General features: G+C 56.6%; 20 protein-coding genes. 11 read left to right on the top strand and 9 right to left on the bottom strand.

The genetic code is table 11. The annotated features are described in order from the left end of the window. The first annotated feature begins 71 nt into the window (after positions 1-71). The 8 genes from tssI (at position 72) to C2E19_RS19235 (ending at position 10,695) form a co-directional block, all read left to right on the top strand. The gene (gene tssI, locus C2E19_RS19200) at positions 72-2,114 is read left to right on the top strand and encodes a type VI secretion system tip protein TssI/VgrG (RefSeq protein ID WP_129394632.1); all 2,043 of its coding nucleotides are present in this window, start codon (positions 72-74) and stop codon (positions 2,112-2,114) included. Next, positions 2,104-2,841 (top strand): DUF4123 domain-containing protein, encoded by a 738-nt coding sequence (locus tag C2E19_RS19205; protein ID WP_129394633.1) that lies wholly within the window; start codon positions 2,104-2,106, stop codon positions 2,839-2,841. The genes tssI and C2E19_RS19205 overlap by 11 nt, the downstream gene beginning before the upstream one ends. Beyond that, the gene (locus C2E19_RS19210) at positions 2,841-7,541 is read left to right on the top strand and encodes an RHS repeat-associated core domain-containing protein (RefSeq protein ID WP_256661222.1); all 4,701 of its coding nucleotides are present in this window, start codon (positions 2,841-2,843) and stop codon (positions 7,539-7,541) included. The genes C2E19_RS19205 and C2E19_RS19210 overlap by 1 nt, the downstream gene beginning before the upstream one ends. Then, complete coding sequence (locus tag C2E19_RS19215) at positions 7,538-7,924, top strand: hypothetical protein (RefSeq protein WP_129394634.1); 387 nt, start codon at positions 7,538-7,540, stop codon at positions 7,922-7,924. Before C2E19_RS19210 ends, C2E19_RS19215 begins: the two co-directional genes overlap by 4 nt. Before the next feature lie 172 nt (positions 7,925-8,096). After that, positions 8,097-8,501 (top strand): HEAT repeat domain-containing protein, encoded by a 405-nt coding sequence (locus tag C2E19_RS19220; RefSeq protein ID WP_129394635.1) that lies wholly within the window; start codon positions 8,097-8,099, stop codon positions 8,499-8,501. 277 nt (positions 8,502-8,778) lie between these two features. Continuing rightward, entirely contained in the window at positions 8,779-9,066 is a 288-nt protein-coding gene (locus C2E19_RS19225) for a barstar family protein (RefSeq protein ID WP_174823940.1), read from the top strand. Positions 9,067-9,169: 103 nt separating this feature from the next. Further along, positions 9,170-9,544 (top strand): SMI1/KNR4 family protein, encoded by a 375-nt coding sequence (locus tag C2E19_RS19230; RefSeq protein WP_129394636.1) that lies wholly within the window; start codon positions 9,170-9,172, stop codon positions 9,542-9,544. Positions 9,545-9,669: 125 nt separating this feature from the next. Continuing rightward, positions 9,670-10,695, top strand: a complete 1,026-nt coding sequence (locus C2E19_RS19235; RefSeq protein ID WP_129394637.1) for a hypothetical protein — start codon at positions 9,670-9,672, stop codon at positions 10,693-10,695. Positions 10,696-10,765: 70 nt separating this feature from the next. On the opposite strand, the gene C2E19_RS19240 is transcribed toward C2E19_RS19235, so the two are convergent. Both C2E19_RS19240 and C2E19_RS19245 read right to left on the bottom strand, forming a co-directional pair. Beyond that, positions 10,766-11,740 carry a tetratricopeptide repeat protein gene (locus C2E19_RS19240; RefSeq protein ID WP_129394638.1) on the bottom strand — a complete coding sequence of 325 codons (975 nt, stop codon included), beginning with the start codon at positions 11,738-11,740 and terminating at the stop codon, positions 10,766-10,768. Between the two features lie 51 nt (positions 11,741-11,791). Further along, positions 11,792-12,610, bottom strand: coding sequence for a VanW family protein (locus tag C2E19_RS19245; RefSeq protein ID WP_129394639.1), 819 nt, complete (start codon positions 12,608-12,610; stop codon positions 11,792-11,794). Positions 12,611-12,837: 227 nt separating this feature from the next. Here C2E19_RS19245 and C2E19_RS19250 point away from each other — a divergent pair, with 227 nt between their 5' ends. Further along, on the top strand, positions 12,838-13,641 hold the full coding sequence (locus tag C2E19_RS19250) for a glycosyltransferase family 2 protein (RefSeq protein WP_129394640.1): 804 nt from the start codon (positions 12,838-12,840) through the stop codon (positions 13,639-13,641). 336 nt (positions 13,642-13,977) lie between these two features. On the opposite strand, the gene C2E19_RS19255 is transcribed toward C2E19_RS19250, so the two are convergent. The 7 genes from C2E19_RS19255 to C2E19_RS19285 all read right to left on the bottom strand — a co-directional run bounded on the left by C2E19_RS19255 (position 13,978) and on the right by C2E19_RS19285 (position 21,323). Continuing rightward, positions 13,978-14,562 (bottom strand): hypothetical protein, encoded by a 585-nt coding sequence (locus C2E19_RS19255; protein WP_129394641.1) that lies wholly within the window; start codon positions 14,560-14,562, stop codon positions 13,978-13,980. A gap of 84 nt (positions 14,563-14,646) precedes the next feature. After that, a complete protein-coding gene (locus C2E19_RS19260; protein ID WP_129394642.1) occupies positions 14,647-14,844 on the bottom strand; it encodes a hypothetical protein in 198 nt (65 codons plus the stop codon). An 11-nt stretch (positions 14,845-14,855) separates the two neighbouring features. Further along, positions 14,856-15,098, bottom strand: coding sequence for a hypothetical protein (locus tag C2E19_RS19265; protein WP_129394643.1), 243 nt, complete (start codon positions 15,096-15,098; stop codon positions 14,856-14,858). Positions 15,099-15,269: 171 nt separating this feature from the next. Then, complete coding sequence (locus C2E19_RS19270; protein WP_129394644.1) at positions 15,270-16,340, bottom strand: lipocalin-like domain-containing protein; 1,071 nt, start codon at positions 16,338-16,340, stop codon at positions 15,270-15,272. Next, positions 16,330-18,801, bottom strand: a complete 2,472-nt coding sequence (locus C2E19_RS19275) for an FtsX-like permease family protein (RefSeq protein ID WP_129394645.1) — start codon at positions 18,799-18,801, stop codon at positions 16,330-16,332. Before C2E19_RS19275 ends, C2E19_RS19270 begins: the two co-directional genes overlap by 11 nt. Next, positions 18,798-19,451: an ABC transporter ATP-binding protein gene (locus tag C2E19_RS19280; RefSeq protein ID WP_129394646.1), complete on the bottom strand. Its 654-nt coding sequence runs from the start codon at positions 19,449-19,451 to the stop codon at positions 18,798-18,800. The genes C2E19_RS19275 and C2E19_RS19280 overlap by 4 nt, the downstream gene beginning before the upstream one ends. Positions 19,452-19,625: 174 nt before the next feature. Beyond that, the gene (locus tag C2E19_RS19285) at positions 19,626-21,323 is read right to left on the bottom strand and encodes a sulfatase-like hydrolase/transferase (protein WP_129394647.1); all 1,698 of its coding nucleotides are present in this window, start codon (positions 21,321-21,323) and stop codon (positions 19,626-19,628) included. Positions 21,324-21,714: 391 nt separating this feature from the next. Here C2E19_RS19285 and C2E19_RS19290 point away from each other — a divergent pair, with 391 nt between their 5' ends. Together C2E19_RS19290 and C2E19_RS19295 are read left to right on the top strand one after the other, a co-directional pair. Next, complete coding sequence (locus tag C2E19_RS19290) at positions 21,715-23,067, top strand: UDP-glucose/GDP-mannose dehydrogenase family protein (protein ID WP_129394648.1); 1,353 nt, start codon at positions 21,715-21,717, stop codon at positions 23,065-23,067. Further along, entirely contained in the window at positions 23,064-24,101 is a 1,038-nt protein-coding gene (locus C2E19_RS19295; RefSeq protein ID WP_129394649.1) for an NAD-dependent epimerase, read from the top strand. The genes C2E19_RS19290 and C2E19_RS19295 overlap by 4 nt, the downstream gene beginning before the upstream one ends. Positions 24,102-24,113: the final 12 nt, after the last annotated feature.

The following is a 24,113-nucleotide window of genomic DNA, read 5'->3' on the forward strand; positions in this document are numbered from 1 at the left end:
CATCGGCCAGCTCTGCTGGTCGATGTTGTTTTCGCAACTCCAGATTTTTGTGACAGCACGAGGAACAACGGATGTTCGCGCCGGCCAATGAAACCCACTTTGCCCTGACCATCGAAGGCCTTTCCGCCGACTTTCAGGTATTTACCCTGCAAGGCCGGGAAGCCATCAGCCAGCCTTTTGTCTTTGAGGTGGAGCTGGTCAGTGAGCAGCCGTCGCTGGACCTCGAAACCCTGCTGCACAAACCGGCCTTCCTGCAACTGTCGCCCGACGGCAGCGGCATCCACGGCCAGATCTATCGCGCCGCGCAAGGCGATTCGGGCAAACGCCTGACGCGCTATTCGCTGACCCTGCGTCCGCAGCTGTCCTACTTGGCGCACCGCATCAACCAACGCATCTTCCAGAACCTCACGGTGCCGAAAATCATCGGCAAGGTCCTCGAAGAACACGGCATTCAAAGCAACGCCTACGAATTCAAGACCGGTTCGATTTATCCCGAGCGCGTTTACTGCGTGCAATACGATGAGTCGGACCTGCATTTCATCCAGCGCCTGTGCGAAGAAGAAGGTATCCACTACCACTTCGAACACACCGCCACGGCGCACAAACTGATCTTCGGCGATGACCAGACGGTGTTCCCGAAACTGGCGCCCGTGGCCTATCAGCAAGACTCCGGCATGGTCGCCAGCGACCCGGTGATCAAGCGCTTCGACCTGCGCCTGGAAACCCGTACCAGCCGCACCACGCGCCGCGATTACGACTTCGAAAAACCGCGCATCACCCTCGAAAGCGAAAACCGTGGCGACGCCCTGCCCGACCTCGAGGATTACGATTATCCCGGCCGCTTCGTCGACCGCGAGCGCGGCAAACACCTGGCCAAACGTGCCCTCGAACGCCATCGCAGCGACTTCCAGCTGGCCGAAGGCAAGAGCGATCAGCCGTTGCTGGTCAGCGGCCATTTCCTCGCGCTGACCGCGCACCCGAAAGCCAAATGGAACGACCTCTGGCTGCTCACCGAAGTCCTCCACGAAGGCAAACAGCCGCAAGTCCTCGAAGAGTCGGTGACCAGCGACACCACCGCGCTCAAAGACGATTTCCATCAGGGCTACCGCAACCGCTTTCAGGCCACGCCATGGGACGTGCCAAACCGCCCGCCCCTGCGCCACCCGAAACCACGCATTCTCGGCAGCCAGAGCGCCGTGGTCACCGGCCCCAAAGGCGAAGAAATCAACTGCGACGAATACGGCCGCGTCAAAGTCCAGTTCCACTGGGACCGCGAAGGCCAGGCCGACGACAAGACCAGTTGCTGGCTGCGCGTCTCCTCCGCCTGGGCCGGCGCCCAGTACGGCGGCATCGCCATCCCGCGCATCGGTATGGAAGTGCTCGTCACCTTCCTTGAAGGCGACCCCGACCAGCCATTGATCAGCGGCTGCCTGTATCACAAGGAAAACACCGTCCCCTATCCACTGCCGGCAAACAAGACCCGCAGCACCTTCAAGACCCTGAGTTCGATGGGCGGTGGCGGCTACAACGAACTGCGCATCGAGGACAAAAAAGGTCAGGAGCAGATCTACCTGCACGCCCAGCGCGACTGGGACGAAAACATCGAACACGACCAGAAAATTCGCGTCGGCAACGAACGCCACGACACCGTTGAAAAGAACAGCTACAGCGAATTCAAGGCGGAAGAACACCACACCGTCTACGAAGACCGCAAAGTCGAAGCCCGCGCCAACGACCACCTCACCGTGGGCGTGAACCAGCACATCAAGATCGGCACTGGGCAGTTCATCGACGCGGGGCAGGAAATCCATCTCAGCAGCGGCATGAAAGTGGTGATGGAGGCTGGCGCCGAACTGACCCTGATCGGTGGTGGCAGCTTTATCAAGATTGATGCTGGCGGCGTGACCATGAGTGGGCCGGTGATCAACATGAACTCCGGCGGTGGGCCGGGGAGCGGCACCGGTGCGGCGCCATTGATACCCGGCGTACTGAAACAGGCCGACGCTGACAAAGCCGGCCAAGTCCTCACCCCGGCCCAGATCAACACCCTCAAACGCAACGCGCCATTCTGCGAAGAATGCGAAAAATGCAAGGCAGGTGCCTGTGCCATCTGATCGAATTACGCCCAAGGATTGGCTGGCGCAACAGCCGTTGCAGACTGGCGAGCGTTTGTATTTGGTTATTAGTGCGGCGAGTGATTCCGACGCGCTGAAAAACCTCTACCTCACCGAACCCACCGCCCAACTCTTGCCGATCTGGGGCGGCACGCCCTACTCCACCTGGCAACCGGTGATGCCCTACGTCACCGAACTCAAGGGCAACTCGGCATTCTTGCCATGGATCGCCGAAACCGACGCCCTCGATTGGGGTTGGCTGGCGGTATCGCGCTCGGAGCCGAACGAAGTGTTCGAGCATCTGCGCAGCCTGACGCAGGTGAAGATGCCTGACGGGACTGAGGTGTTTTTCCGGTTTTGGGATGGGCGGCATATCTACCCGATTCTGCATGAACTGGGGGACAAGGCTGGGGAGGTGCTGCCGGTGTTTGAGCGGTATCTGATTAATGGGCAGACGCTGGAGGTTGGGACGCGGGTTGTGCCGAAGGTGAAAGATTGGCCTTGGTGGGAAGTGCCCAAGCCGTTATTGGATGGCTTGGCCAAGGAAAATCCGACGACGCTGATCAGCAACTTGATGCAGTGGCTGGAAGAAGACCGCCCGGACATCTACACCGTTTGGCCCGAGAGCAACCTGAGGCTGAAAATCAGCCGTTTCGTGCGCCGGCCAGATGCTCCAAAAAACCTTAAAGAAGCACTGTTAAACCACCTGATTCTGGAGCAAGGCTGATGGATCGCGTTGCCTTTGTTGACAACCAACTGAACACCTTCAAGGACAGTCTGAAGCTGTATCAGGAACAAACCAAAACCTGGTACGCAAGGGTCGCCGACAAGGCCAGTCGGGCCGCTGACCTGCCCTCACTGCTTGGCATGGAGCGAGTGATCAAGGTTGGCGACACCAGCAAAGCGGTGAGCATGACCGACGGCAACTTTACCTCGAACGTGGCGCAGTGCCCGCTCAAGGGTCCGTTGCTGATCGAAAGTAAATTCGAGTCGGTTTACGACATTCCTATCGGCGAAATCGAAGTCGAGATCGTCGCCGTTGAGGGTGGTGCAGTCAGCAAGGTCAAACTCGACGCTCAAGGCAAAGCCGCCTGGACCGGCGGTATTCCAGGCAAGTTCTACGAGATCCGCGTTCATAACGAAGTGACGCCGGCACAAATCGATGCCCTCTTCAGCTCCTACAGCGGCGTGACCGCAGACCTCGAAGGTTTTCTTCGCAAAGAGTGGGCCGGGTTCAAACCGCAATGGTCGAACCTTTCCACCTCGGGCACCGCGATGGCGATTGGCACCGGCATTCTTGAAGGTGGCTGGGAGGCGATAAAGGGTGTGTGGGATGGCATCAATCAGGTGCTCGATATCCTGCAGGATCCGGGCAAGTTCGCGAAGGATCTTGGCGCGGGTGCAGATGAACTGATCAAAGTTGCCAAAAGCTCGCCGGACATCATGAAAAAGGCCATGTTGCTGGCCAGCGACGAAGCCGCGCTGTTCCTGCTGGTACGCAGTGCCGTGATCTGGTTGGCAGCCCTGCCGCCGATGAAGATGGCGGGCGACATCGCGAAAGCCACCACGGCAATGGTGGTCGGTATCGCCATCGACATCGTGATTGGCGTGGTACTCACCATTGCGGCTGAAGGCACCGGCGTTATCTACCTGATCGCCCGCTTGAAGAAGTACGGTGAGCTTGTCCTCAACGCCGTCGTCGGTTTCGTGAAGTCGCTGTTCAAGATCATCAATGGCTTTATGGAGTACGTCGCGAAATACACCGCTGTTGCGGCGCGGGGTGTGACGGCCAAGGTGAGAAATGGCATTTCCGAGTTGCGTTTTGATGGGAAGAAAAACGCGAAACTTGCGGACGGTAAAATAGCTGACGATGCTTCCAAGCAAGCGAAGACACCTGCCGACAAAAGTGCAGAACCTGCCGCCGAGACTTGCACTAACGGGTGCCCGGTTTCGATGGTGACCGGTGAAGAGCTGTTGACGCTCACCGACGGTCAACTCGACGGGCTACTGCCGTTTGAGTGGACGCGTCTCTACAGAACCAGTGCCGTGGAAATTGATTGCGGGCTGGGTTATGGCTGGAGCCATGCCTTGGCTCATCGTATTGATATCAATGGCGATGAAGTCATCTGGACCGACCACGAAAACCGCGCAACGCCCTTCCCGCTCCCGAGTGAACAACGTCCCGCGATTAGCAACAGCCTTTCAAAAGCTGCGATTTTCCTCGGTGACGATCCATCGGAACTGATTCTGGCCCAAGCCGGCAAGCGTCCATCGTTCTACCACTTTCGCTTTAACAGCAAAGGCGCAACGCTGATCGCCATCAGCGACAGCTACGGTAATCGACTGCACGTTACACGCGACATCCACGGTCGCATCAAACGCCTCGACAACGGCGCCGGTCGCGCCCTGCTTCTACGTTACGACCGCAAACACATTGTCGCGGTCGACTATCAGCAGTTCCTGCCCGCGGACAATCTGGAAGACGCCTGGAATACGGTGCAAACGCTGGTCACCTACAGCTACGACGCCCAGCATCGCCTAATCGAAGCGAAGAACGCCGCCGGTGAAGCCGAGCGCTATCGCTACAACGAACAGCACGTCATTCTCGAGCGGCAACTGGCAGGCGGCGCGGCGTTCTACTGGGAGTGGGAAAACGAAGGCAAGCTTTCTCGTTGCACCCGTCACTGGGCCAACTTCTCGCAGATGGAAGCGCAGTACGCGTGGGATGACAAAGGCAGCGTGACCGTCACCAACGCCGACGGCAGCGAAGAGGTGTACACCCACGATGATCAGGCGCGACTGATCAGCAAGATTGACCCGGACGGTGCCCAGCATCTCAAGGCCTACGACGACAAGGGCCGATTGATTGCGGAAAAAGACCCGTTGGGCGCCGTCACCGAATACCGCTATGACGACAACGGGCTGATGACCGCCATCATCCCGCCGGAAGACGAAGCCACTACCTACGAATACGTCAACGGTTTCGTCAGCGATGTTCATCGCGGCAAAGCGAGTTGGAAGTACCAACGCAACCGTCAGGGCGATATCACTCAGCAAACAGATCCGGACGGCAACACCACGCTCTACAGCTACGATTCCCAAGGCCGTCTGTTGGAGATTCGACACCCGGACGGCAGCCGTCATCAACTCGGCTGGAACAACCTCGGCCAGTTGCTGGAAGAACGCCTGCCCGATGGCGGCCAACGCAAGTATCGCTACGACGCACTGGGTCGGCAGATCACCCGCCAGGAAGAGTCCGGCGCCATCACCCAATACCAGTGGGACGCAGCTAATCGCCTCGCACAGGTCACGCTGCCGGGCGGCGTAACACGTACGTTTACCTATAACGCTTACGGTAATGTCACCGCTGAACGCGATGAACTCGGCCGCATCACTCGGTACGAATATGCCGAAAATCTGCATCTGGTCAGTCGTCGTATCAATCCGGACGGCAGCCAACTGCGCTATCGCTATGACAACTCGCGCCTGCTGCTGACTGAAATCGAAAACGAGCGCGGCGAGCAATACCACCTCGACTACTACGCCAACGGCCTGATCCAGCAGGAAACCGGTTTCGACGGTCGTCGCACGGCTTACGAGTATGACCTCAACGGGCAACTGCTGAAGAAAACCGAGTTCGGCGACGATGGCAGCGAACTGGTCACTGAGTATCAGCGCGATGCTGCTGGTCGGCTGCTGGTGAAAACCCTTGCCGATGGCGAAGAAATCCACTACGGCTACGACGCCCTCGGTCGCCTCGTCAACGTCGACGACGATCATTGGCCGCTCGCCTACAAATACGACCTGCAAGACCGCCTCATCGAAGAACACCAAGGTTGGGGCACCCTGCGCTACGAATACGACAGCGTCGGCCAGCTCAAACACTGCCGCCTGCCTGACGGCAGCGAACTCGATTACCGTCACCAACCGGGCGGGCAACTGAGCAGCATCGACCTTAACGGCTCCCGCCTGACCTCTCACCAGTTCAGCGCTGGGCGCGAACAAAAACGTCAGCAAGGTTTGCTGCTCAGCCAATACCAGTACGACGAACAAGGCCGCCTGCAAGCCCACACTGTTGGCCAGCGAGACAAGAACCTGTTCCAGCGTCGTTATAATTACGATGCCAACGGCAACCTCGCTGGCATTGATGACAGCCGCAAAGGCAATCGCAGCTACCACTACGACCCGCTTGATCGACTCATCAGCGTGCGCGGTGCTACTCCGGAAAGCTTCGCCCATGACCCGGCGGGCAACCTGCTGGGACAAAACAATGAAGGCACAGCAAACCTCGCCAACGTCAAAGGTAACCGCCTGCTGATGCAGGGTGATCGTCACTACGAGTACGACGCGTACGGCAACCTGAGTCGCGAACGCCGTGGCACAGGACAGAAACTCGTCACCGAGTATCGTTACGACTGCCAGCACCGCTTGATCGGCGTTAGCCTGCCGGGTGGCAGCACTGCAACCTACAAGTACGATGCCTTCGGTCGACGTATAGAAAAAACCGTCGACGGCCACATCACCGAATTCCTTTGGCAAGGCGAACGCCTGATTGCCGAAAGCGCCGAAAACCGCTACCGCAGCTACATCTACGAACCGGGCAGCTTCCGCCCATTGGCGATGCTCGATGGCGAAGGCCCACGTAAAGCAACGCCGTTCTATTACCAACTCGACCACCTCGGCACACCGCAGGAGCTCACCGACTACAGCGGTGAAATCATGTGGTCGGCGAAGTACCGAGCCTACGGTAATCTCGCCGCGCTGGACGTCAGCGAAATCGATAACCCGTTGCGGTTCCAGGGTCAGTATTTCGATGCCGAGACAGGGTTACATTACAACCGACACCGCTACTACAATCCGAGTACTGGGCGGTTTTTAACGCCGGATCCGATCAAGCTTGCAGGTGGTTTGAATAGCTACCAGTACGTGCCTAACCCTACGGGGTGGGTGGATCCGCTGGGGTTGAATGGGTGCCCACCAGATGGTGAGGGGAAAGGAAACTCCACGGCACCGACTGAAAATGCAAAAATTGACACTAAGGAACCAACTTTACCGGATGTAGACTGGTCAAGTCCTAGCGTTAAAAGAGCCTCGGCGCAGCTTGATCAAGGCGCTAAAGACGTAACCGTCAACAGTCGAGCAGAAGCTGAAGAACTATTCAGAGGGAAATACGTAGGCCAAGGATATAGAAATGCCGAAGAATTCAACTCGGTAACCGCGAAGGATTACTTTCAAACCCCTCAAGGCAAAGAGTCCTATTACCATTGGGATGATACGCCGGTATCAAATTTGGAGACTCGAAAAGTTTATATGGCAAATCATAGCCCTACTGACCCACATGCGGCCATGCCACACTTGCAACTGCACCCGAAAGATGGAAAAGTAATTCGAATCTATTGGCCAAACCCATTTGAAGGTCAAAAATGACAGAACAGAAAAAAATCCCACGAAGTGTATGGTATGGTCTTGATGGAACGGGTTACGACAATATCGCCCAAGAAATGGCATCCGAAGACCCACTAATGAGAAAATGGGTTTCAATATACGCTATTTATAAATATCAATTCACGGAAGATCCACACCAATATTTCGATTTTATTCACAACTCAAAAAACTCCAAATATGCACTAATAATATTTACGATACCCGTCGAAAAAATCAATACAAACGACGGACTTGACGATAGAGACATCATCATATCTGAAATTAAAACCATGGATTCTGAGGAAGAAATCAACACATCTCTAGCCACATTAAAAATCGATCCGGAATTGTTTGCTCCCCCATGGCGATGCGATTATCCACTTTAAACAACAATAGCGTAAATGGGACAGACTATGGTTTATTATTCAGAAAGAATAAAACGGGGATAGACCACGATTCCTTATTTTAAACGGGGCAGACCGCAGTTTTATATCTATGATCTGCCGTCTGGAAACCCCCCTCTTTCTCGCTATTTAACGTGATCCACCCCTGAACAACATGAACAAGATTTTCGAAGAGTACAACTACTGGCTTGGACCGAATGAAGACTCAAATTGGAATGAGTACATTACTGAACAGGTAGCATATGGAGTTTTAAGAAAATTTAACATCATGAACTGGCAACAGCTTAATGAAGCAATTCTTTTAAAAGAGGAATACTGGCAAGAAAGAAGCGCTGCTGCTCTCGGAGAGTTGCGATCGCCCGAAGCGATAGAGGTTTTAAAAAAACTTCTTGACTCTAGGTTCTCCGAGGTAGCAATCGCCGCAGCTTCCGAACTTGATTGGACTGAAGCAGCTATTGAGGAAAAATACTCTAATAAAATTCAGCGAATCATAGACAATCTACCCGATGAAGAAATTGATTGTTACCCTGAACTCAAAAACCTACTAAAAAAATCATAAAACCAAGGTTCCTAATAAAAAACTGAAAGCCTGAGTTTTTAAAACGAGTAAAAAGCCTCTACAAGTGCGAACACCGCTTTAAATTCATCACTTTGCTTGCTAGAAATACCACAACCACAGGATGGCTCTAACACCAAACTGTAGTGATCCGAAAGAGCTGGGAAGAGATCACGGTTTCGCGTTTCAAACGTGGTTCCGTCCTGGATACTGCCCAAATGACAGACTGCTTTATCAATAGCGATCATTACGCCCCCTACTGAAAGTGGAGCAGATTAATATGATAATTCAGCTTGATGGATCATCCATCTCAACCGAGGAAGAATCCCATAAACAGATATCATCTTCTTTTTCGGTCACCCAATACTACGGAAACAACCTTAATGCTCTTTGGGACCTGCTCAGCACCGACATAGAGCGCCCAATTGAATTAATTTGGACAAATTCAAACCATTCAGAAAAATTAATGGGCGACTCATACAAAAAAATATTAATCATTCTTGATCGAGTGAAAATTCAAGATGAAAGCTTTGGACTGAATGATAAGTTCAACTACCAACTTAAATAGCAAAGACGTAACCGGGGAGCAGGCCAAATTTTATTTTGTCCAAAGGTGGTTTTACCCGAACCTTTTCGCGCTCTAAACGTAGTCTTCTCGTGATTAATCACTTATGAAAACCCATCTCAACATCGATGACCTGCCTGACTACCCATACCCTGCGAACTTCATAAAATTTGCATCCATTGAACCAGAAACAGACATCGAGCCTTGGTGGCTGCTGGTATACAACGAAGGTACAATCAACAACTGGTACAAAACACTCAAACAGCTTTATCCAAAACGCACATTGATCCCATTTGCCAAATTCAACGCGAATGATGACATCGCATGTTTTGATGGGGATGATTTTTCTGGGCAGCCCCAGGTGTTGATAATTCATGCTTATGCGTCAGAGAACTGGGAACTTCACGCCACCTACGCTAGCTTCGATAAGTGGCTAGAAGAAGCCATGGTGCAAAATGCCGAGTGGCTCAACGAGGACTAAAAACTTTAATCCCGACAATCCTGGTATTTGCTTTAGAAAAAACGAGAGAAGCGCAGGCAGCTCCTGAGAAATCTCGTTGTTTAACCTCTACTCCCCCCGGACTGAACAATCAAAGGACTGTAGCCTTGAAACGCCTGAATCGCCCATTTTCCATCCTCCTCGCCCTCACCTTCTCCCTCAATGCGACTGCACTGTCCCTTCGCTCCGAACAACGCCCCGACGGCACCACTGCCCTGTTACTTTCAAACGAATCCGCCGCAGAACGCGCGCCAAAGCTCAACCAGGATCCAGCGGTGCGCTCTGCACTGGTCGATTTTTTTGGCTATCAGACCGGTAGCTACACCAACGACAACACAATGATTGTGCAGCAAGTTCTGGAAGCGCTTGATTCGGAAATGTCGACGTTTGCGGACGGCGTGCCTGCCGGCAGCAAAATGATTACTGCCATGGATGATGGCAACAATGGGTTTGAGCGCGGCGCATTGTTGCTTAACGACAAGGGCCAGTTGGTCGCTGTCGGTTTGGTCAATGGCCACTGCGCGGTCAAGTCGCGTGAGGAGGCTTTGACCTGTAACGATGCCCCGCAAACCGTGCTGACCATTTTCCAACCGCAAGGCGCTAAACAACCTGATGCCGAATCTTTGATTGGCTGGAGTAAACAACTGCCTCCGATGATGGCGATATGGGCGGAAAGTGATGATCCGGAGCGCCGAGCCAACGCGCAGAAAATTGCCAGCGTTGAATACGCTGCAACCAAACCGGAACAGGGAGCGTGGACAGCGGCACAGTTACCTTCCGACTTTCCCAAAGCCATGCTGGCGATGCTTCCGCAGCGGGCTCACCTGATAGGTGCTGGCGCACACGGCGTTTTCACGACACCGGGGATGGAGGGCACGCCGATTGAAGGTGACTGGGATAAAATAGCCGGCCGTCCACAACATGAGTTCGAAGTCATTCTCCGGACTTTTACAGAGTACGCGGACGTCATCGACTTCTATCAGCAGCATGCGAAGGATGCCGAAATCAGCGGCAACCAGAGAAAGGCACTCGTTGAAGGCTATATTGGTGGCGGCACCTACAAGATTGAAATCAGTAATAGAAAAGACGAAGGCACAGTGATCACGCTCTCTGCTTGGGGACAGGAAGTCTGATTTATCCAAATAAAAAAAGGGCGATACTATGATCGCCCTCTTTCAAATCAAGATCCCCTTCCTTTGCACATTAAAGCTTTTGCAACTCTTCTTTAGCTCCCGGAGCACCGCGATCAATTGCTTTGAGCATCCAGTACTCGGCCTTGGATTTGCTTTTTGGCAACCCGCCACGTCCTTGTGCGTACATTTTCCCAAGCGCCAACTGCGCGTTGCCAAAATCGGCATCCGCAGACTTGCGGTAAAGCTTGGCTGCTTCACGTTGGTTTTTTACGGTGCCTCGCCCCTGTTCAAGCATTTGCGCCATTTCATACTGCGCGTACTTATTGCCGAGCGCAGCCGACTTGCCGAACCAGGTAAAAGCTAGCGCTTCATCCTTGTCTATACCACGTCCTGCGGCGATCATCTCCGCGAGGTTAAGCTGTCCATAGTCGTCACCAGTTTCAGCCAGTTTGCGATACCACTGAGCGGCAACAACATCATCCTGTGTAACTCCGTCCCCTTTCTCGTAAAGGCTTGCCAGCAGCATGTAGGCTGAGGGATATCCGCCTTCGGCGGATTGGTGGTAGTACGCTAATGCTTTGTCCATGTCCTTGATATTTTTGATCGATCGGCCACCGCGATGGTAGATCTGCGCCAAACTGAACTGCGCTTTGGCGTTCCCCTGCTCCGCAGCTTTCAGATCCCAGTAAACACCTGCGTCTTCACCCTCAACGCTTCGATCCCAACGAAGTTCCTCAGCCAATCCGACTTGCGCTTCGGCATTACCTTGCTCTGCAGCTTTGCGAAACCACACTTCCGGCATACCCGGAGACCACTGCTCAACCACCCCGCAGAGGTTCTCCTGAATGGCTTTGCCAAACTGCGTCTGCGCGTCGAGATCACCTGCGACCGCTTGTTCATGCAGCCGCTCAGAATTTGGTGCGCACTTCCCTGCTTTCATACCATCGTAGTAATCACGTGGCGGTTGTGCCCACGTATTACAGGCGATGAGCATTGAAAAAAGTACCGTGCTCGCCGTACCGACAGTTTTGAAACGATTGCTCATTTGTTACGTCCTTGTGGCTTAAAAAATCCAACGAAAACCTTGCAGAAAATACTAGCTCGCTTCGAACATCAGCTCGTCCACCTCATATTTGACCACCACCCGATTCCGATACAACCTCACCCGCTCCACCAATTCCCCGACCTGCCCCTTCTCCCGCACCTCCCGCCAAATCTCATTCTCCCGATACACCCGCGCCCCCTCCCGCACAAACCGATGCGCCTCTTGAAACACGTGATAGCGATATTCCCTCACCCGATCACACAACAACTCCCCTTCGAGTTGCGTCTCGCCCACGTTCAGCTTCAACTGAAAGCTTCGATCCGTCGGGTTATGCAGCACCAGATCAACATAGTTGTAGAAAATCGCCGCCCCGGACCCGAACGGCAGCACCCGCCCCTCATCCGGAAACGGATCGAAGCTGTGGTTGGAGCGCTCGACCACCACCAGCGGTGAGTGAATCGCCATCCAGTGAATCAGGTTGCTCAGTTGGCAAATTCCACCGCCTACCCCGCGTCGTGCCTCGCCGAAAGACAGTTCCATGCCTTCAACGTAACCGCGCTTCAAAGTCGGGCGGCCGACCAGGCGGCAGAAGGAGAAGTGTTCGCCAGGAGCGATGATGACGCCGTCGATCGCGGCGACGGCGAGTTTGAGGTTGATAACTTTGTTGTGTTGCAGGGCGAGGTCGGAGTCGCCGAGTTTGCGGATGAGTTTCGAGGTGTGTTTGAGGTAGCGAAATGGCAGGCGCTCGGCCGTAGCAACGGGGCGTGCGTAGCGTTTGCTGGAACAGCGCCAGGCAATTTGGCGGAACAGTCTTTTTTGCCACACGCGCAGCCAATACAAGGCTGGGTGGTAGAGGGAGAGTGGTTTCATCCGTGACACAACGGCATGCGCCGTTTCTTCCTTGAACCGTGAGAGTGGCGCGCATTTTATCCGGTAATGACCGCCAGTACTGCCTGCATTTCATGACACCAGCGGTCTCAATTCGACACACTCTGCCGGCCACCCAATCCGCAAATTAAGGTTCGCCTAAGGTTGCCTCGCTACGATCACGGCCACGAAACCCTGTCGCCCTTGAATCGCAGATGAGTCCTTCTGACATGAAATCGTTTGATTTACCAACCCAGCCAGCGTCGAACTTCAGCCTTGTCTTGGTAAATTACAAAACGGCGGACCTCACCCGAATGTGCCTGGAGCTTTTGCGCGAGCACGTTCAGGAGCGGCAAATTCCCGTGTGGGTGGTGGACAACGATTCGGCCGATGCCAGTCTCGATTACTTGCGTTCGCTGGACTGGATCAACTTGATCGAACGGCCTTCACCGGGCAAAGAGGCCGGGCATATTGCCCACGGCAAAGCGCTGGATCTGGCGCTGGACCAAGTTGCCACCGATTACCTGTTTCTGCTGCACACCGACACTTTTGTCTACGACAAGGAAGTGTTTGCCATGATGATGCGCGAGTGCACGAAAACGGCGGATATCGCTGCGGTCGGTTGTGTCGAGCAAATCAATCGTGGGGTTGTGCGAGATACCTGGCGTTTAACTTCGCGCTTCTGCAAACACTATGTTCGCCGGGCAAAGACGCAGTTTGGACTAAAAACCAAAGAGCCGAAACCGTATAGGGAAACCCATCTGAAGAGTTTCTGTACGTTGTGGAACGCGCGGTTGATGAAGTCGCAAGGACTGCACTTTTGTATGGATGATCGAGTACCGGGTTATACGCTGCAAGACCGGATGTCGGCGTTGGGCTACGGCATCAAGTTCCTTTCTCCGCGCAAGATCTTTCATTATCTGGATCACATCCAGTCCGGCACGGTCGCGGCGGCAGGCACGTACGGCAAGGATCACCGCCGCACGAAAATGTATCAGGCGACCCTCAAGCGCATTCAGGCACAGCAAGCGTAGCCGGGCACTGCCTAAATCAAGGGTGAACAAAAAGGGCGACTCTAGAGTCGCCCTTTTTGTTTTCAAATATTGTATACAACCTCCAAAGAGGTGTTCGCCCAGTGTAATGGCCTGGCAATCCATGCACCGGTAAAGAGCCCTGACACTGGGCGAACGAGAGGGATTTTAATAGAAGTTGGCGGTTATGTCGTCATTGATAATGATGAATTTTATGTACTAGAAAGTTAAAAAGTGTGTATCGCCGATATTTACCGAGAAACTTCCGACAACACACTTTTATATGATTGTTCTCATACCTAAACCTGTACAAGAACAATCACCCTGTAGAGTTAATGCTCAACTTTCGTGTTGACTGGTCACTTTCAAGATATCGGTGTAAGTGACGATGACGCTCTGCCCTTCTTTCAAATCTTTCAATTTGGCTTGAATTTCAGGCTTTTTCACGTCGAGGGTTTTCGATACGCCGGCCGGGTTTTCCAGGGTCACCTGATTCTTCTTCAAATCAATTTTGGTGATTTTCAGTTGCACCTGAACCTGACGGAATGCTTCGCCCCCGGGGTTATCGCTACCTTGCGCCTTGCGCAGCTCACCGGTTCGCTCGGTGGAGCCAGGCAAACCTTTATCCACATCGGTATCGAGATAAGCGGCGACCGAACGCTGCACTTCGATGTTGACCTGATCGCCGGCCTTCAGATTGGCGAGGTTTTTCGCTTTATCGCTGAGCTGTACGTGAACCGGCTTACCTTCGGCGCCTTCCAGAACCACCTGATGATTGGCCGCATCGACGGACAACACTTTGGTGGTGACCTGATCCGCCTCAACCGTGGCGGACAACGGGATATCGGCAGCCAGGGCGCCGAAGCTGGTGGCGGACAGTACGGTTGCGAGGGTGATGGCCTTGGCCAGTGCGTCGAGCTTCATAAGCAATACTTTCCCTGTGATGAATGGCAGCGCCCGGCGCCAAAGTGGCTTGGCGGCGGACGTGCCACTGAGCATAGACGCTGTTCAGGGCTTGGCTTTGTTTTGTGACGGCGAGGTGTTTTGCTTGGCGGTGTCTTGCGCAGTGGATTCGCCACTGGGCGTGCCTTTGCCACTGTTTTCACGTTGTTTGGGATCAGTGGGGCGCAGGGCATCGTTGTCGCGTTCGGTTTCGCCCGGTGGCCGGGGTTCATCGGGGTGTTCGCCTTGGGTGATCGGTTTCATGGCGGTAGTCCTCAGGCTTCGGGATCGTCGAGTTCACGGGCGACATTGATGGCGGGGGAATCCTTGTGCAGATCAGCGGCCTTGGCACGCAGGATCTGCCATTGTTCGAGGTCGATGGCGCCTTGGCCGAGCAGGTCGTCGGCGATGCGCTGCAGATCAAAGTAATGCGCGTCGGGCGATTGCTGCCAGTAGCTTTCGTCGTCGAACAAACGCTGCCAGGTATTGAGATCCGGGGGTTGCAGGTCGTCGCTCATGGCAAATCCTCGACGGGTTTCCCTGTAGAGGACAACACCGCAACCCAAGTTCAAACCGATCCTTGTAGGAGCTGCCGAGTGCAACGAGGCTGCGATCTTTTGATCTTGCCCTGAAAAAACACGATCAAAGGATCGCAGCCTTCGGCAGCTCCTACACAGAGGGGGGGGGGGTTAGTAGCCGGTCATTTCCAGGTAGCCCTGGCCGGGATGGCTGCCGGTGATGCGCACCGGGCCTTCCCAGTAGGGGATGCGCAGGTTCATCCAGGCGTTGCGGTTGAGGGCGTTGAGCTGAATGTCGAAGTGTTTGTCGGGAATACTGATCGACCATTTCACCGGCATCGAGCGGCCGGCGACCGTGGCGGTATCTTGCGGAGTCAGTGTGATCTGCTCGCTGCGCAGGGTTTGCGTCTGGCCGTCGGCGGCAATCCAGGTGCCGGTGAGGTACGGAGCGCCGTCCTTCTGCCGGGTGCGAAAGAGCATGACTTTTTCACCGCTGTCGAGGTGCAGCGACAGCCAGTCCCAGCCGGTCTGGTTGACGCTCAGCGGCTGGCTGCTCCACTCGCGGTCGAGCCACGCCGGGCCGCTGACGGTGTAGCTCTGGCCGTCGATCTGCAAGGTGCCGCTGGCCTGAAAAAACGGCTGACTGTAGTAATACGACGCCTGCCCCTCTGCGGATTTGCGGCTGAAACCGTTATCACCTTGCAGCACCAGCGGACGGCTGGAGGTTAGGTGCAGTTGATAGGCGAAGTCTTTGTCGCGGGCACTCAGTTGCAGATCGCTCAAAGGATCCGGTGCCTGACTGGCGAACCGCCAATCGTCGATCCACGCCTCGAACGGCGCCACGCGCGCACCCGCCTGCCCTACGCCCCCCCGGGCATAACGTTCGGCGGCGTGATGTACGTCAGCGGAGGTCACCGCCGCATGCCCCAGCCAGATCGTCTGATTGGCCCAGCCGGCCTGCTCTGCCACAGGCTTCAGCGCACTGCGAAACAACGTCCACTGCACACCGAATTGATTGCCCTGCTGATCCTTCAGATTGGCCGTGACGTACCACCATTCGATGCGAAAACCGGCATGCGCGCCATGATCCGCCGGGAAGCTGAACACTCGCCCGGGCAGCACCGGGGTGAACGCCAAAGCCTGATCGCCCATCCCGGCAAAGCCTTTCTGCTCCGGCGCCGATTGATCGCAGCCGACGAGCAGCAACACAACCAGCAGCAATACAGCGGCGTCAATCCTCATGGGCAAACGTCCTGAGCAAGTCCGCCGGTTGCGTGCGGTACAGCGAATACAGCGGCCACGCCGAAGCCAACAATGTCGCCAGTAGTGCCAAACCCATCAACTGCAAAAGCTGCCAAGGGAATACCCGCAACGGCAGACGCCAGCCAAATGCCTGCACATTGATTACCGCATCCAGGCACCACGCCAATGCGATTCCCAATGGCAGCGCCAAGACCAGCGTCAGCACTGCCAATAGCCAGGTTTGGCCGAGGTTGAGCAGCATCAATTGTTTGCGCGTCACGCCCAACGCCCACAGCGGCGCGAGTTGTCCGAGACGGCTCTGGCTCTGCGTCAGCAGGCTGATAAACAGCGCCACGCCGGCGACTGCCAGCGTCAGGCTGTTCAACGCCGCCGTCGCCGCAAAAGTGCGTTCGAACACTTGCAGCGACCAGCCCTTGAGGCGGGCCTGATCGACGATACGACTGTCATCCAGCTGAAAACGCGCCTGCAACGCGCTCAACAACGGCGGGATATTCGCTGGATCGATGCGCAGGTTAAAACGGTTCGGCGTCAGTTGCGGCCAGCCGCGCAGCAGGTGATTGACGTTGGCCAGCAAGTGTCCCTTGGGATTGCCGTAATCGGCGTAGATGCCGACGATGCGCGGCGACCATGCGCCGTTGGGTGTGGGAATGGTCAGGTGGTCGCCCGCGCGCACCTTCAGGCGCCGGGCGAGTTGTTCACTGAGCATCACCGCATCGTCGGTCGCCAGGTGCCCCCACGGGTCGCCGCCACTGGCATCGAGCAACGGCCAGTGTTGGCGATAATGCGGGTGATCGATCACCCCGAACACTTCGGCGGGCCAGCCTTGCAGCGTTACCGACACTTGCCAGTTGGGCAGCACCGCCGCGACGTTCGGTTGCTGCCTGAGCCAGCTGTACATCTCGCGCGCCTGCGCCGGATTGCTCGGGTTGATGTACAGCTCGGCGCTCAGGCGTTGTTCGAGCCAGTCATTGAAGGTCTGGCGAAAACCGGCGGTCATGCTGCCCGCGCCGATATTCGCAGCAAGGGCCAACAGCAACGCCATCAGCGCCAGACTCAACGCCGGCAATTGTTGCCGGCAATCGGCGAGAAACCACTGCCCGAGCACCGAGCGACTGTGCCCCAGCAACTGATTCAAGATCGCGCTGAGCAACACCGGCAGCGCCAGCGCGGCGCCGAGCAGCAACCCGGCCATCAGCACAAATCCGCTGGCCAGGCTGTCGCCCCACACCAGTGCAGCCAGTGCCAGCGCTCCCAACAGCAAGGCAAGCCAGCATTGGCGGCGCAGCCACAGCGCATATTGCTGGTGCCAGGCTTGCGGGTCCGCCACCGCCAGCAGTGGCAACTTCGCCGCGCGCAGCAAACTGTTGGCCCCGGCGAGCAAGGCGCCGAGCAGGCTCAAACCAATGCCGCTGAACCACCACCATGGGCTCAGCCGCAACTGCCCCGCCACTTCCGCGCCGTACAAACCGCGCAGGCTGGCGGCGACGTCCGGCAACAGCACGCTGGCCAGCCAGTAGCCGCTGATCACACCGAACAATCCGCCAATCAGCGCCAGCACAGCTAATTCGACGATCAGGCAAAAAATCAGCATCCGCGCGCTGACACCGCAGGCCCGCAGGGTGCGCAGCAAGCCTCGGCGCTGTTCCAATGCGAGGCCGATGGCGGCATGGACGATGAACAATCCCACCACAAACGAGAGAAAACCCAAGGCATCGAGATTCAGATGAAAGCTCTCGGTCAGCCGCGCCAGATTGTTTTCCTCGCCGCTGCTTTTCAGCTGTAACTGGCCGTTGAACGCAGACGGCAGCGGCTGGTGAAACTCCTTGGGCAGCAACAGCCGCGACAATTGTCCGGGTTGTTCGAGCAGGGTTTGCGCCACGCCGATATCGACCAGCAAGACACCCGGCGCCATGTCCTTTTGCACGCGCAACGGTGGCAACGTCAGCCCATTGATAGTCTGCGGTGTGGCGCCCTCGGCGAGGTTCAAGGCCTGCAAGGTTTCCGGGGAAACCCAAGTAGTGCCCGGCGGGGTGAAGAATTCAACGATGCGCTCGATCGGCATCGCCTGCCCGGCCACAGCAGAGTCCGCCGGCAACGACACCGGTTCGATGCCGATCAATTGCAGCCGCTGGTTTTCCTCACCCTTGAGGAGCAAACGGCCCTGCAACAGCGGCGACACCGGCCAGCCCTGTCGACGCAGATCGACAAACCACTGTTGGCTGAACGTCGCACCGTTTGGCGTACTCAGACTGGCCTGCGGTTCGCCGCCGATCATTTGGCTAGCGCGGGCGTAGCTGTCGCGGGCCTGACTGTTCAGCGCCTCGACGCCGGTGAGCAGGCTGGTCGCCAGCCACAACCCGGTCAGCACACTGAAAAACTGCACGGGATGACGTCGCCAATGGCTGAGCAGCGCGCGCAGGGTCTGGCGGAAAACGTTCACGTCAGCCGTCCTTTCGACAGCACCAGCCGTTGCGCCAACCGCGCCGCCACCCGGTGGCTGTGGGTGACCATCAGCAAAGTGGTCGACGTGTCGTCGAGCAGTTCCAGCAACAGGCGCAGCACTTCATCACTGGTCGCTTCGTCGAGGCTGCCGGTGGGTTCATCGGCCAGCAACAGTTTCGGTTGCGACGCCAGCGCCCGGCCCAATGCAACCCGCTGTTGCTGACCACCGGAAAGCTGTTCCGGATAACGCTTGAGCAAATCGCCCAGCCCCAGGCGCTGCACCAAATGCGCCTGCCAACGCGGCTCATGACGCCCGGCCAGGCGCGTCTGAAACGCCAGATTGTCCTCGACGCGCAAACTGCCGATCAGGTTGAACTGCTGAAACACCAGACCGATTTCCGTACGCCGCCAGTGCGCCAGTTGCGCTTCGTTCATTTCTTCCAGCCGATGCTCGCCGCTGTGAATGCTGCCGCGATCGACCTTGTCGAGACCGGCGACCAAGTGCAACAAGGTGCTTTTGCCGCTGCCGGATTCGCCCATCAACGCGAGGCTGCTGCCGGCTTGCAGCGTCAGGTCGACGCCTTGCAGCACCGGCAGCGAGCCTTGGGGTGTAACGTAGCTTTTGAAGACGTTTTCAACGCGAAGCATGCCGCCACCTGATCGGTCAGAGTGAGGCAAGGATAGCGGATGCCGATGACAGACCAGAATCTTGCGGTGAATCACACGACCGCTTCGCGAGCAGGCTCGCTCCCACATTTGGAATGCAGGCAACCTGTGGGAGCGAGCCTGCTCGCGAAAGCGTCAGCCCAGCCAACTCAAAATCTACTGTCCCGCCGCCACACTCGTCGCTGCCTGCGCCGGCGTGACGATGCTGCCAAGATCAATATGCTTCCACTCAGGCTTGGCCCCCAGCCGCGCATTGAAGCGATAGTTGAAGGTGAACTCATCCGCCGTCGGCACGCTCAGCGGTTTGCCGTAAAGCGCCTCGATCCCCGCCAGGTCATAACCCATCAACTGCAACAGCGTCGGGAAGATGTTGTAGTGACTGGAGCGGTCCTTGTTCGCCGGCAGTTGCGCCGACCAGTCCAGTGTCTTCAGATCATTGCCCTGAATCACCACCAATGGCACCAGCCCTTCCTCCTCCACCGGGTCGCCACCGCAATGGGTATTGAGCCCGGGATTACCGCGTTCATGCAGATCCTGGCCATGATCGGAGGTGTAGATCAGCAACGCATTATTCAGATGGGCCTGGGCGAACACCCGCGCAAAGAATTCGCCGACGTTCCATAACACGGTGTTCTTGTAGGCGTTGCGATACAGCACCCAGTCATCCGGCTGGCCATTGAAACCGGTGCGTTCGCCCGTGTCGGCGACTTCGGTGAACTGCCCGCGCGGCAGAGTCGGGCGGTAGGCCATGAACGCATCCGGGTATTTATCGTGCACCGGAAAATGCGCGCCAACCTTGTTGATCACCACCAGTTCCGGCTGGTCGTCGTTGAGCAGTTCGATCAGCTTCGCCGCAGCCGCCATGTCGCGGTCACGCACACTGGTCTGGTCGAATTGCACGAACTCATCGATGTCCTTCTTCTCGGTATCGGTCATCAGATTCTGCAGATTGCCGCCGGTACGTTGGGCATCGATGTACACCGTGCGCAGCCCGACCTTTTTCGCGTACTGCCAGATCGACGGCAGCGTGCTGTTGATGCGCATGTAGTCGGCGCGGGTCCCGCCGTAGCGCAACGTGACGTTGGTGTCGGCGCTGCAATTGGCGATGGATGCCGCGTAGCCGTAATTGAAAATGGCGACGCCGGGGTGCGCCTGGTTGAGGTTGCTGTGCACACCGAACGGCGCGTTGATATCGAGATAATTGCCGGAGATGCTTTCGTCGATGATCAGCACGATGTCATGCCCGACCGCCGTCGAAGCGCGCGCCAGCGTCACCGGTTCACGCGGGCCGACGGTGTTGTGCAGCGCTTCGTAGACAAACAGGTTCAGATAGGCCAGCGGCGTGTACATGATCGGCAGGCCACGGGCGCCCTCGCCCGCCCGCAAAAACAGCACCGCGCTGAGCAGCAACACGCCACACACCGGCGCCGCTACGCGCAGGGCATTGGGCACCACCAGTGCATGCCGTGGTTTGAGGCCAACGCCCAACAACAGCAACAAACCGCTGAGCGCACCGTGCAGGATCGCGTCACGGTACTGATACGCCGCTTCCTGGATGAAGCCACCGGAGTAGACCAGCGAGACGAAGCTGCTGTAGCTCAGGTAATCGGCCGTGACCCGCGTATAGACATCAAAAAACACCGCCGAGACAAACATCGCCAATGCGAATAAATGCCGAATGAGTGTCTGCCGTATATACGCCGTTAGATATAACGCTAAAGTCAGCGCCAAAAACATCGCGCCAAAAAGAAGTGCAGCAAAACCGAAGCCGATAGCATTTAACCGATCAATGTAATATTCGCAATAAAGCAGCAAATAAATAACTAAAAGCAGTTCTTTCAAATATCGAAACATGGCAATTCCGCTCGCGCAAAAACGGCAGAGGGTCAAGAGATTGTCGGTCAAAATCTGACACTAGCACCCGGCCATCAAAGCGCAAGAAATGGCTGACTTTTCGTAAAAGCGTCAAAAAACCGATGACTCAAATCTGACACACTCAAGTTGCTGAAAGCCTTTAATTTCGCGGCCTTCGACCGTTTATCGCTTTCTTTTAAATGTGAAAAAGGCGTCAAGGACGGTACAAATCCAGCAATAGCAAGCACTTGATGGCCAATCGCCCCCAAAATTGGGGCTGTTATACAGGTGCAACATGTCATTTTGCTGACACGCTTTTCCCACCCTGCGCTATACCCCTTTTGACAGTCTCATTTCGAACTCTTTCCACCGTCTTACGAGGCACGCCAATATGGACGTGAGCGTATTTGGTACGGGCTATGTTGGCCTGATACAAGCAGCGGCACTTGCCGATGTTGGACATCGTGTTCTTTGCGTGGATATAGACCCGAATAAAATCAAGCAACTGCAACAAGCAGTTCCACCAATCAGTGAACCGGGATTATCCAGCACCCTGGAAGAAAACATCAAAGCCGGGCGTTTGTTGTTCAGCACCCAGGCCAGTGATGCCGTCGAGCACGCAGAGCTGATCTTCATCGCCGTGGGCACGCCGGCCGACGAGGATGGCTCTGCCGACCTCAGCCACGTGCTCAACGTTGCTCGCCAGATCGCCTCGCACATGGAAGCCGATCGCACGCTGATCATCAAATCCACGGTGCCGGTCGGCACGGCCGATCAGGTGCTGGCAACGGCCAACAGCGAACTGCTGCGTCGCGGCAAAACCGCGCTGACCGTGCGTGTGGTTTCCAACCCGGAATTCCTCAAGGAAGGCAGCGCCCTCGCCGATTGCATGCGCCCGGACCGGATCATCGTCGGCACCCGCGACGACGAGGCCCGCGAGCAGATGAGCGAGCTGTACGCGCCGTTCTGCCGCAACCACGAAAAACTGATGTTCATGGACAACCGCAGCGCCGAGCTGACCAAGTACGCGGCTAACGCGATGCTCGCCACGCGCATCAGCTTCATGAACGAGCTGGCCAACCTCACCGAGCTGCTTGGCGCCGACATCGAAGCGGTGCGTAAAGGCATCGGCTCTGATCCGCGCATTGGCTACCACTTCATCTATCCGGGCTGCGGCTTCGGTGGCTCGTGCTTTCCCAAAGACCTGCGCGCCTTGCTGCACACTGCCGAACACAACGGCATGCCGCTGAAATTGCTGCGCAGCGTCACCGACGTCAACGACCTGCAGCGGCACATCCTGTTCAGCAAACTGAAAGCGCAATTTCCCCAAGGTCTGGCCGGCAAGTCCATTGCGATCTGGGGCCTGGCGTTCAAACCGAACACCGACGATATGCGCGAAGCCCCCAGCCGTTATCTGATGGATGCGCTCTGGGCCGAAGGCGCCAGCGTGCAGGCCTACGACCCGGAAGCCATGTCCGAATGCCGACGCCTCTACGGCTACCGCAATGACCTGCATCTGTGCGCGACCCGCGACGACACCCTCGAAGACGCCGATGCGCTGGTGATCTGCACCGAATGGAAAAACTTCCGCGTGGTCGATTTCGAACTGCTCGCGCAAAAGCTGCGCTCGAAGGTGATCATCGACGGCCGCAATCTCTACAACCCGGAACAAGTGGCCGCCGCCGGTTTGCACTACAGCGGCATAGGCCTGCGCCACATCGCTCCCGAAGGGCTGCGGCCATGAAGATTCTGGTCACCGGTGCGGCCGGTTTCATTGGTGCCCATTGCGTGTTGCGGCTGATGCGCGATGGCCACGCGGTGGTCGGTCTGGATAATTTCAACGCCTACTACGACCCGCAACTCAAGCACGATCGCGTGCAATGGGTGCGCGAGCGGGTTGGCGATTTCCAGCTCGCCACGGTTGACCTGGCCGATGCCTCGGCCATCGAAGCGCTGTTTGTCCGCGAACGCCCGCAAGTGGTGATTCACCTCGCGGCGCAGGCCGGGGTGCGTTATTCGCTGGAAAATCCACGAGCGTATCTGGACAGCAACCTCAACGGTTTCCTCAACATTCTGGAAAGCTGCCGGCATCACCCGGTCGAGCATCTGATCTACGCCTCGTCGAGTTCGGTGTACGGCGCCAACCAGCACACGCCTTACTCGGTGAAAGATGGCGTCAATCACCCGCTGTCGCTGTACGCGGCGACGAAAAAGGCCAATGAGCTGATGGCGCACAGCTACAGCCACCTGTTCGGCATTCCCAGCACCGGGCTGCGCTTTTTCACCGTGTACGGGCCATGGGGCCGGCCGGACATGTCGCCGATCCAGTTCGCCCGGGCAATCACCGAGGGCACGCCACTGAAGCTGTTCAATTACGGCGAACACCAACGCGACTTCACCTACATCGACGACATCGTCGAGAGCATCGCCCGCCTTGTCGAACATGCGCCGCACGCCCATCCGGAATGGGACCGCGAACATCCCGATGCGGGCACCAGCATGGCGCCGTGGTGCCTGTTCAACATTGGCGGCCACCACCCGGTGGAACTGAAAACCTATCTGGCGCTGATGGAGAAACACCTCGGCCAGAAAGCCCTTGTCGAGCTGTTGCCACTGCAACCGGGCGACGTGCTCAACACCTGTGCCGAGACCGACGATCTGGCCCAGGCCACCGGATTCCAGCCACGCATAGAGCTGGATGAAGGACTTGGACGCTTCATCGCATGGTTTCGCGACTACTACCCGACTGCCTATCGCCCACGCGCCGCTCGCGGCTGAACATCAGCGGAG

The organism is Pseudomonas sp. DTU12.3, assembly GCF_004124275.1.
GTDB classification, from domain to species: domain Bacteria; phylum Pseudomonadota; class Gammaproteobacteria; order Pseudomonadales; family Pseudomonadaceae; genus Aquipseudomonas; species Aquipseudomonas helmanticensis.

Excerpts from the sequence above, each read along its gene's own strand:
- tssI (WP_129394632.1), top strand. The coding sequence starts at position 72 with ATGTTCGCGCCGGCCAATGAAACCCACTTTGCCCTGACCATCGAAGGC.
- C2E19_RS19210 (WP_256661222.1), top strand. The coding sequence starts at position 2,841 with ATGGATCGCGTTGCCTTTGTTGACAACCAACTGAACACCTTCAAGGAC.
- C2E19_RS19215 (WP_129394634.1), top strand. The coding sequence starts at position 7,538 with ATGACAGAACAGAAAAAAATCCCACGAAGTGTATGGTATGGTCTTGAT.
- C2E19_RS19220 (WP_129394635.1), top strand. The coding sequence starts at position 8,097 with ATGAACAAGATTTTCGAAGAGTACAACTACTGGCTTGGACCGAATGAA.
- C2E19_RS19225 (WP_174823940.1), top strand. The coding sequence starts at position 8,779 with ATGATAATTCAGCTTGATGGATCATCCATCTCAACCGAGGAAGAATCC.
- C2E19_RS19230 (WP_129394636.1), top strand. The coding sequence starts at position 9,170 with ATGAAAACCCATCTCAACATCGATGACCTGCCTGACTACCCATACCCT.
- C2E19_RS19240 (WP_129394638.1), bottom strand. The coding sequence starts at position 11,740 with ATGAGCAATCGTTTCAAAACTGTCGGTACGGCGAGCACGGTACTTTTT.
- C2E19_RS19245 (WP_129394639.1), bottom strand. The coding sequence starts at position 12,610 with ATGAAACCACTCTCCCTCTACCACCCAGCCTTGTATTGGCTGCGCGTG.
- C2E19_RS19250 (WP_129394640.1), top strand. The coding sequence starts at position 12,838 with ATGAAATCGTTTGATTTACCAACCCAGCCAGCGTCGAACTTCAGCCTT.
- C2E19_RS19255 (WP_129394641.1), bottom strand. The coding sequence starts at position 14,562 with ATGAAGCTCGACGCACTGGCCAAGGCCATCACCCTCGCAACCGTACTG.
- C2E19_RS19260 (WP_129394642.1), bottom strand. The coding sequence starts at position 14,844 with ATGAAACCGATCACCCAAGGCGAACACCCCGATGAACCCCGGCCACCG.
- C2E19_RS19265 (WP_129394643.1), bottom strand. The coding sequence starts at position 15,098 with ATGAGCGACGACCTGCAACCCCCGGATCTCAATACCTGGCAGCGTTTG.
- C2E19_RS19270 (WP_129394644.1), bottom strand. The coding sequence starts at position 16,340 with ATGAGGATTGACGCCGCTGTATTGCTGCTGGTTGTGTTGCTGCTCGTC.
- C2E19_RS19280 (WP_129394646.1), bottom strand. The coding sequence starts at position 19,451 with ATGCTTCGCGTTGAAAACGTCTTCAAAAGCTACGTTACACCCCAAGGC.
- C2E19_RS19285 (WP_129394647.1), bottom strand. The coding sequence starts at position 21,323 with ATGTTTCGATATTTGAAAGAACTGCTTTTAGTTATTTATTTGCTGCTT.
- C2E19_RS19290 (WP_129394648.1), top strand. The coding sequence starts at position 21,715 with ATGGACGTGAGCGTATTTGGTACGGGCTATGTTGGCCTGATACAAGCA.
- C2E19_RS19295 (WP_129394649.1), top strand. The coding sequence starts at position 23,064 with ATGAAGATTCTGGTCACCGGTGCGGCCGGTTTCATTGGTGCCCATTGC.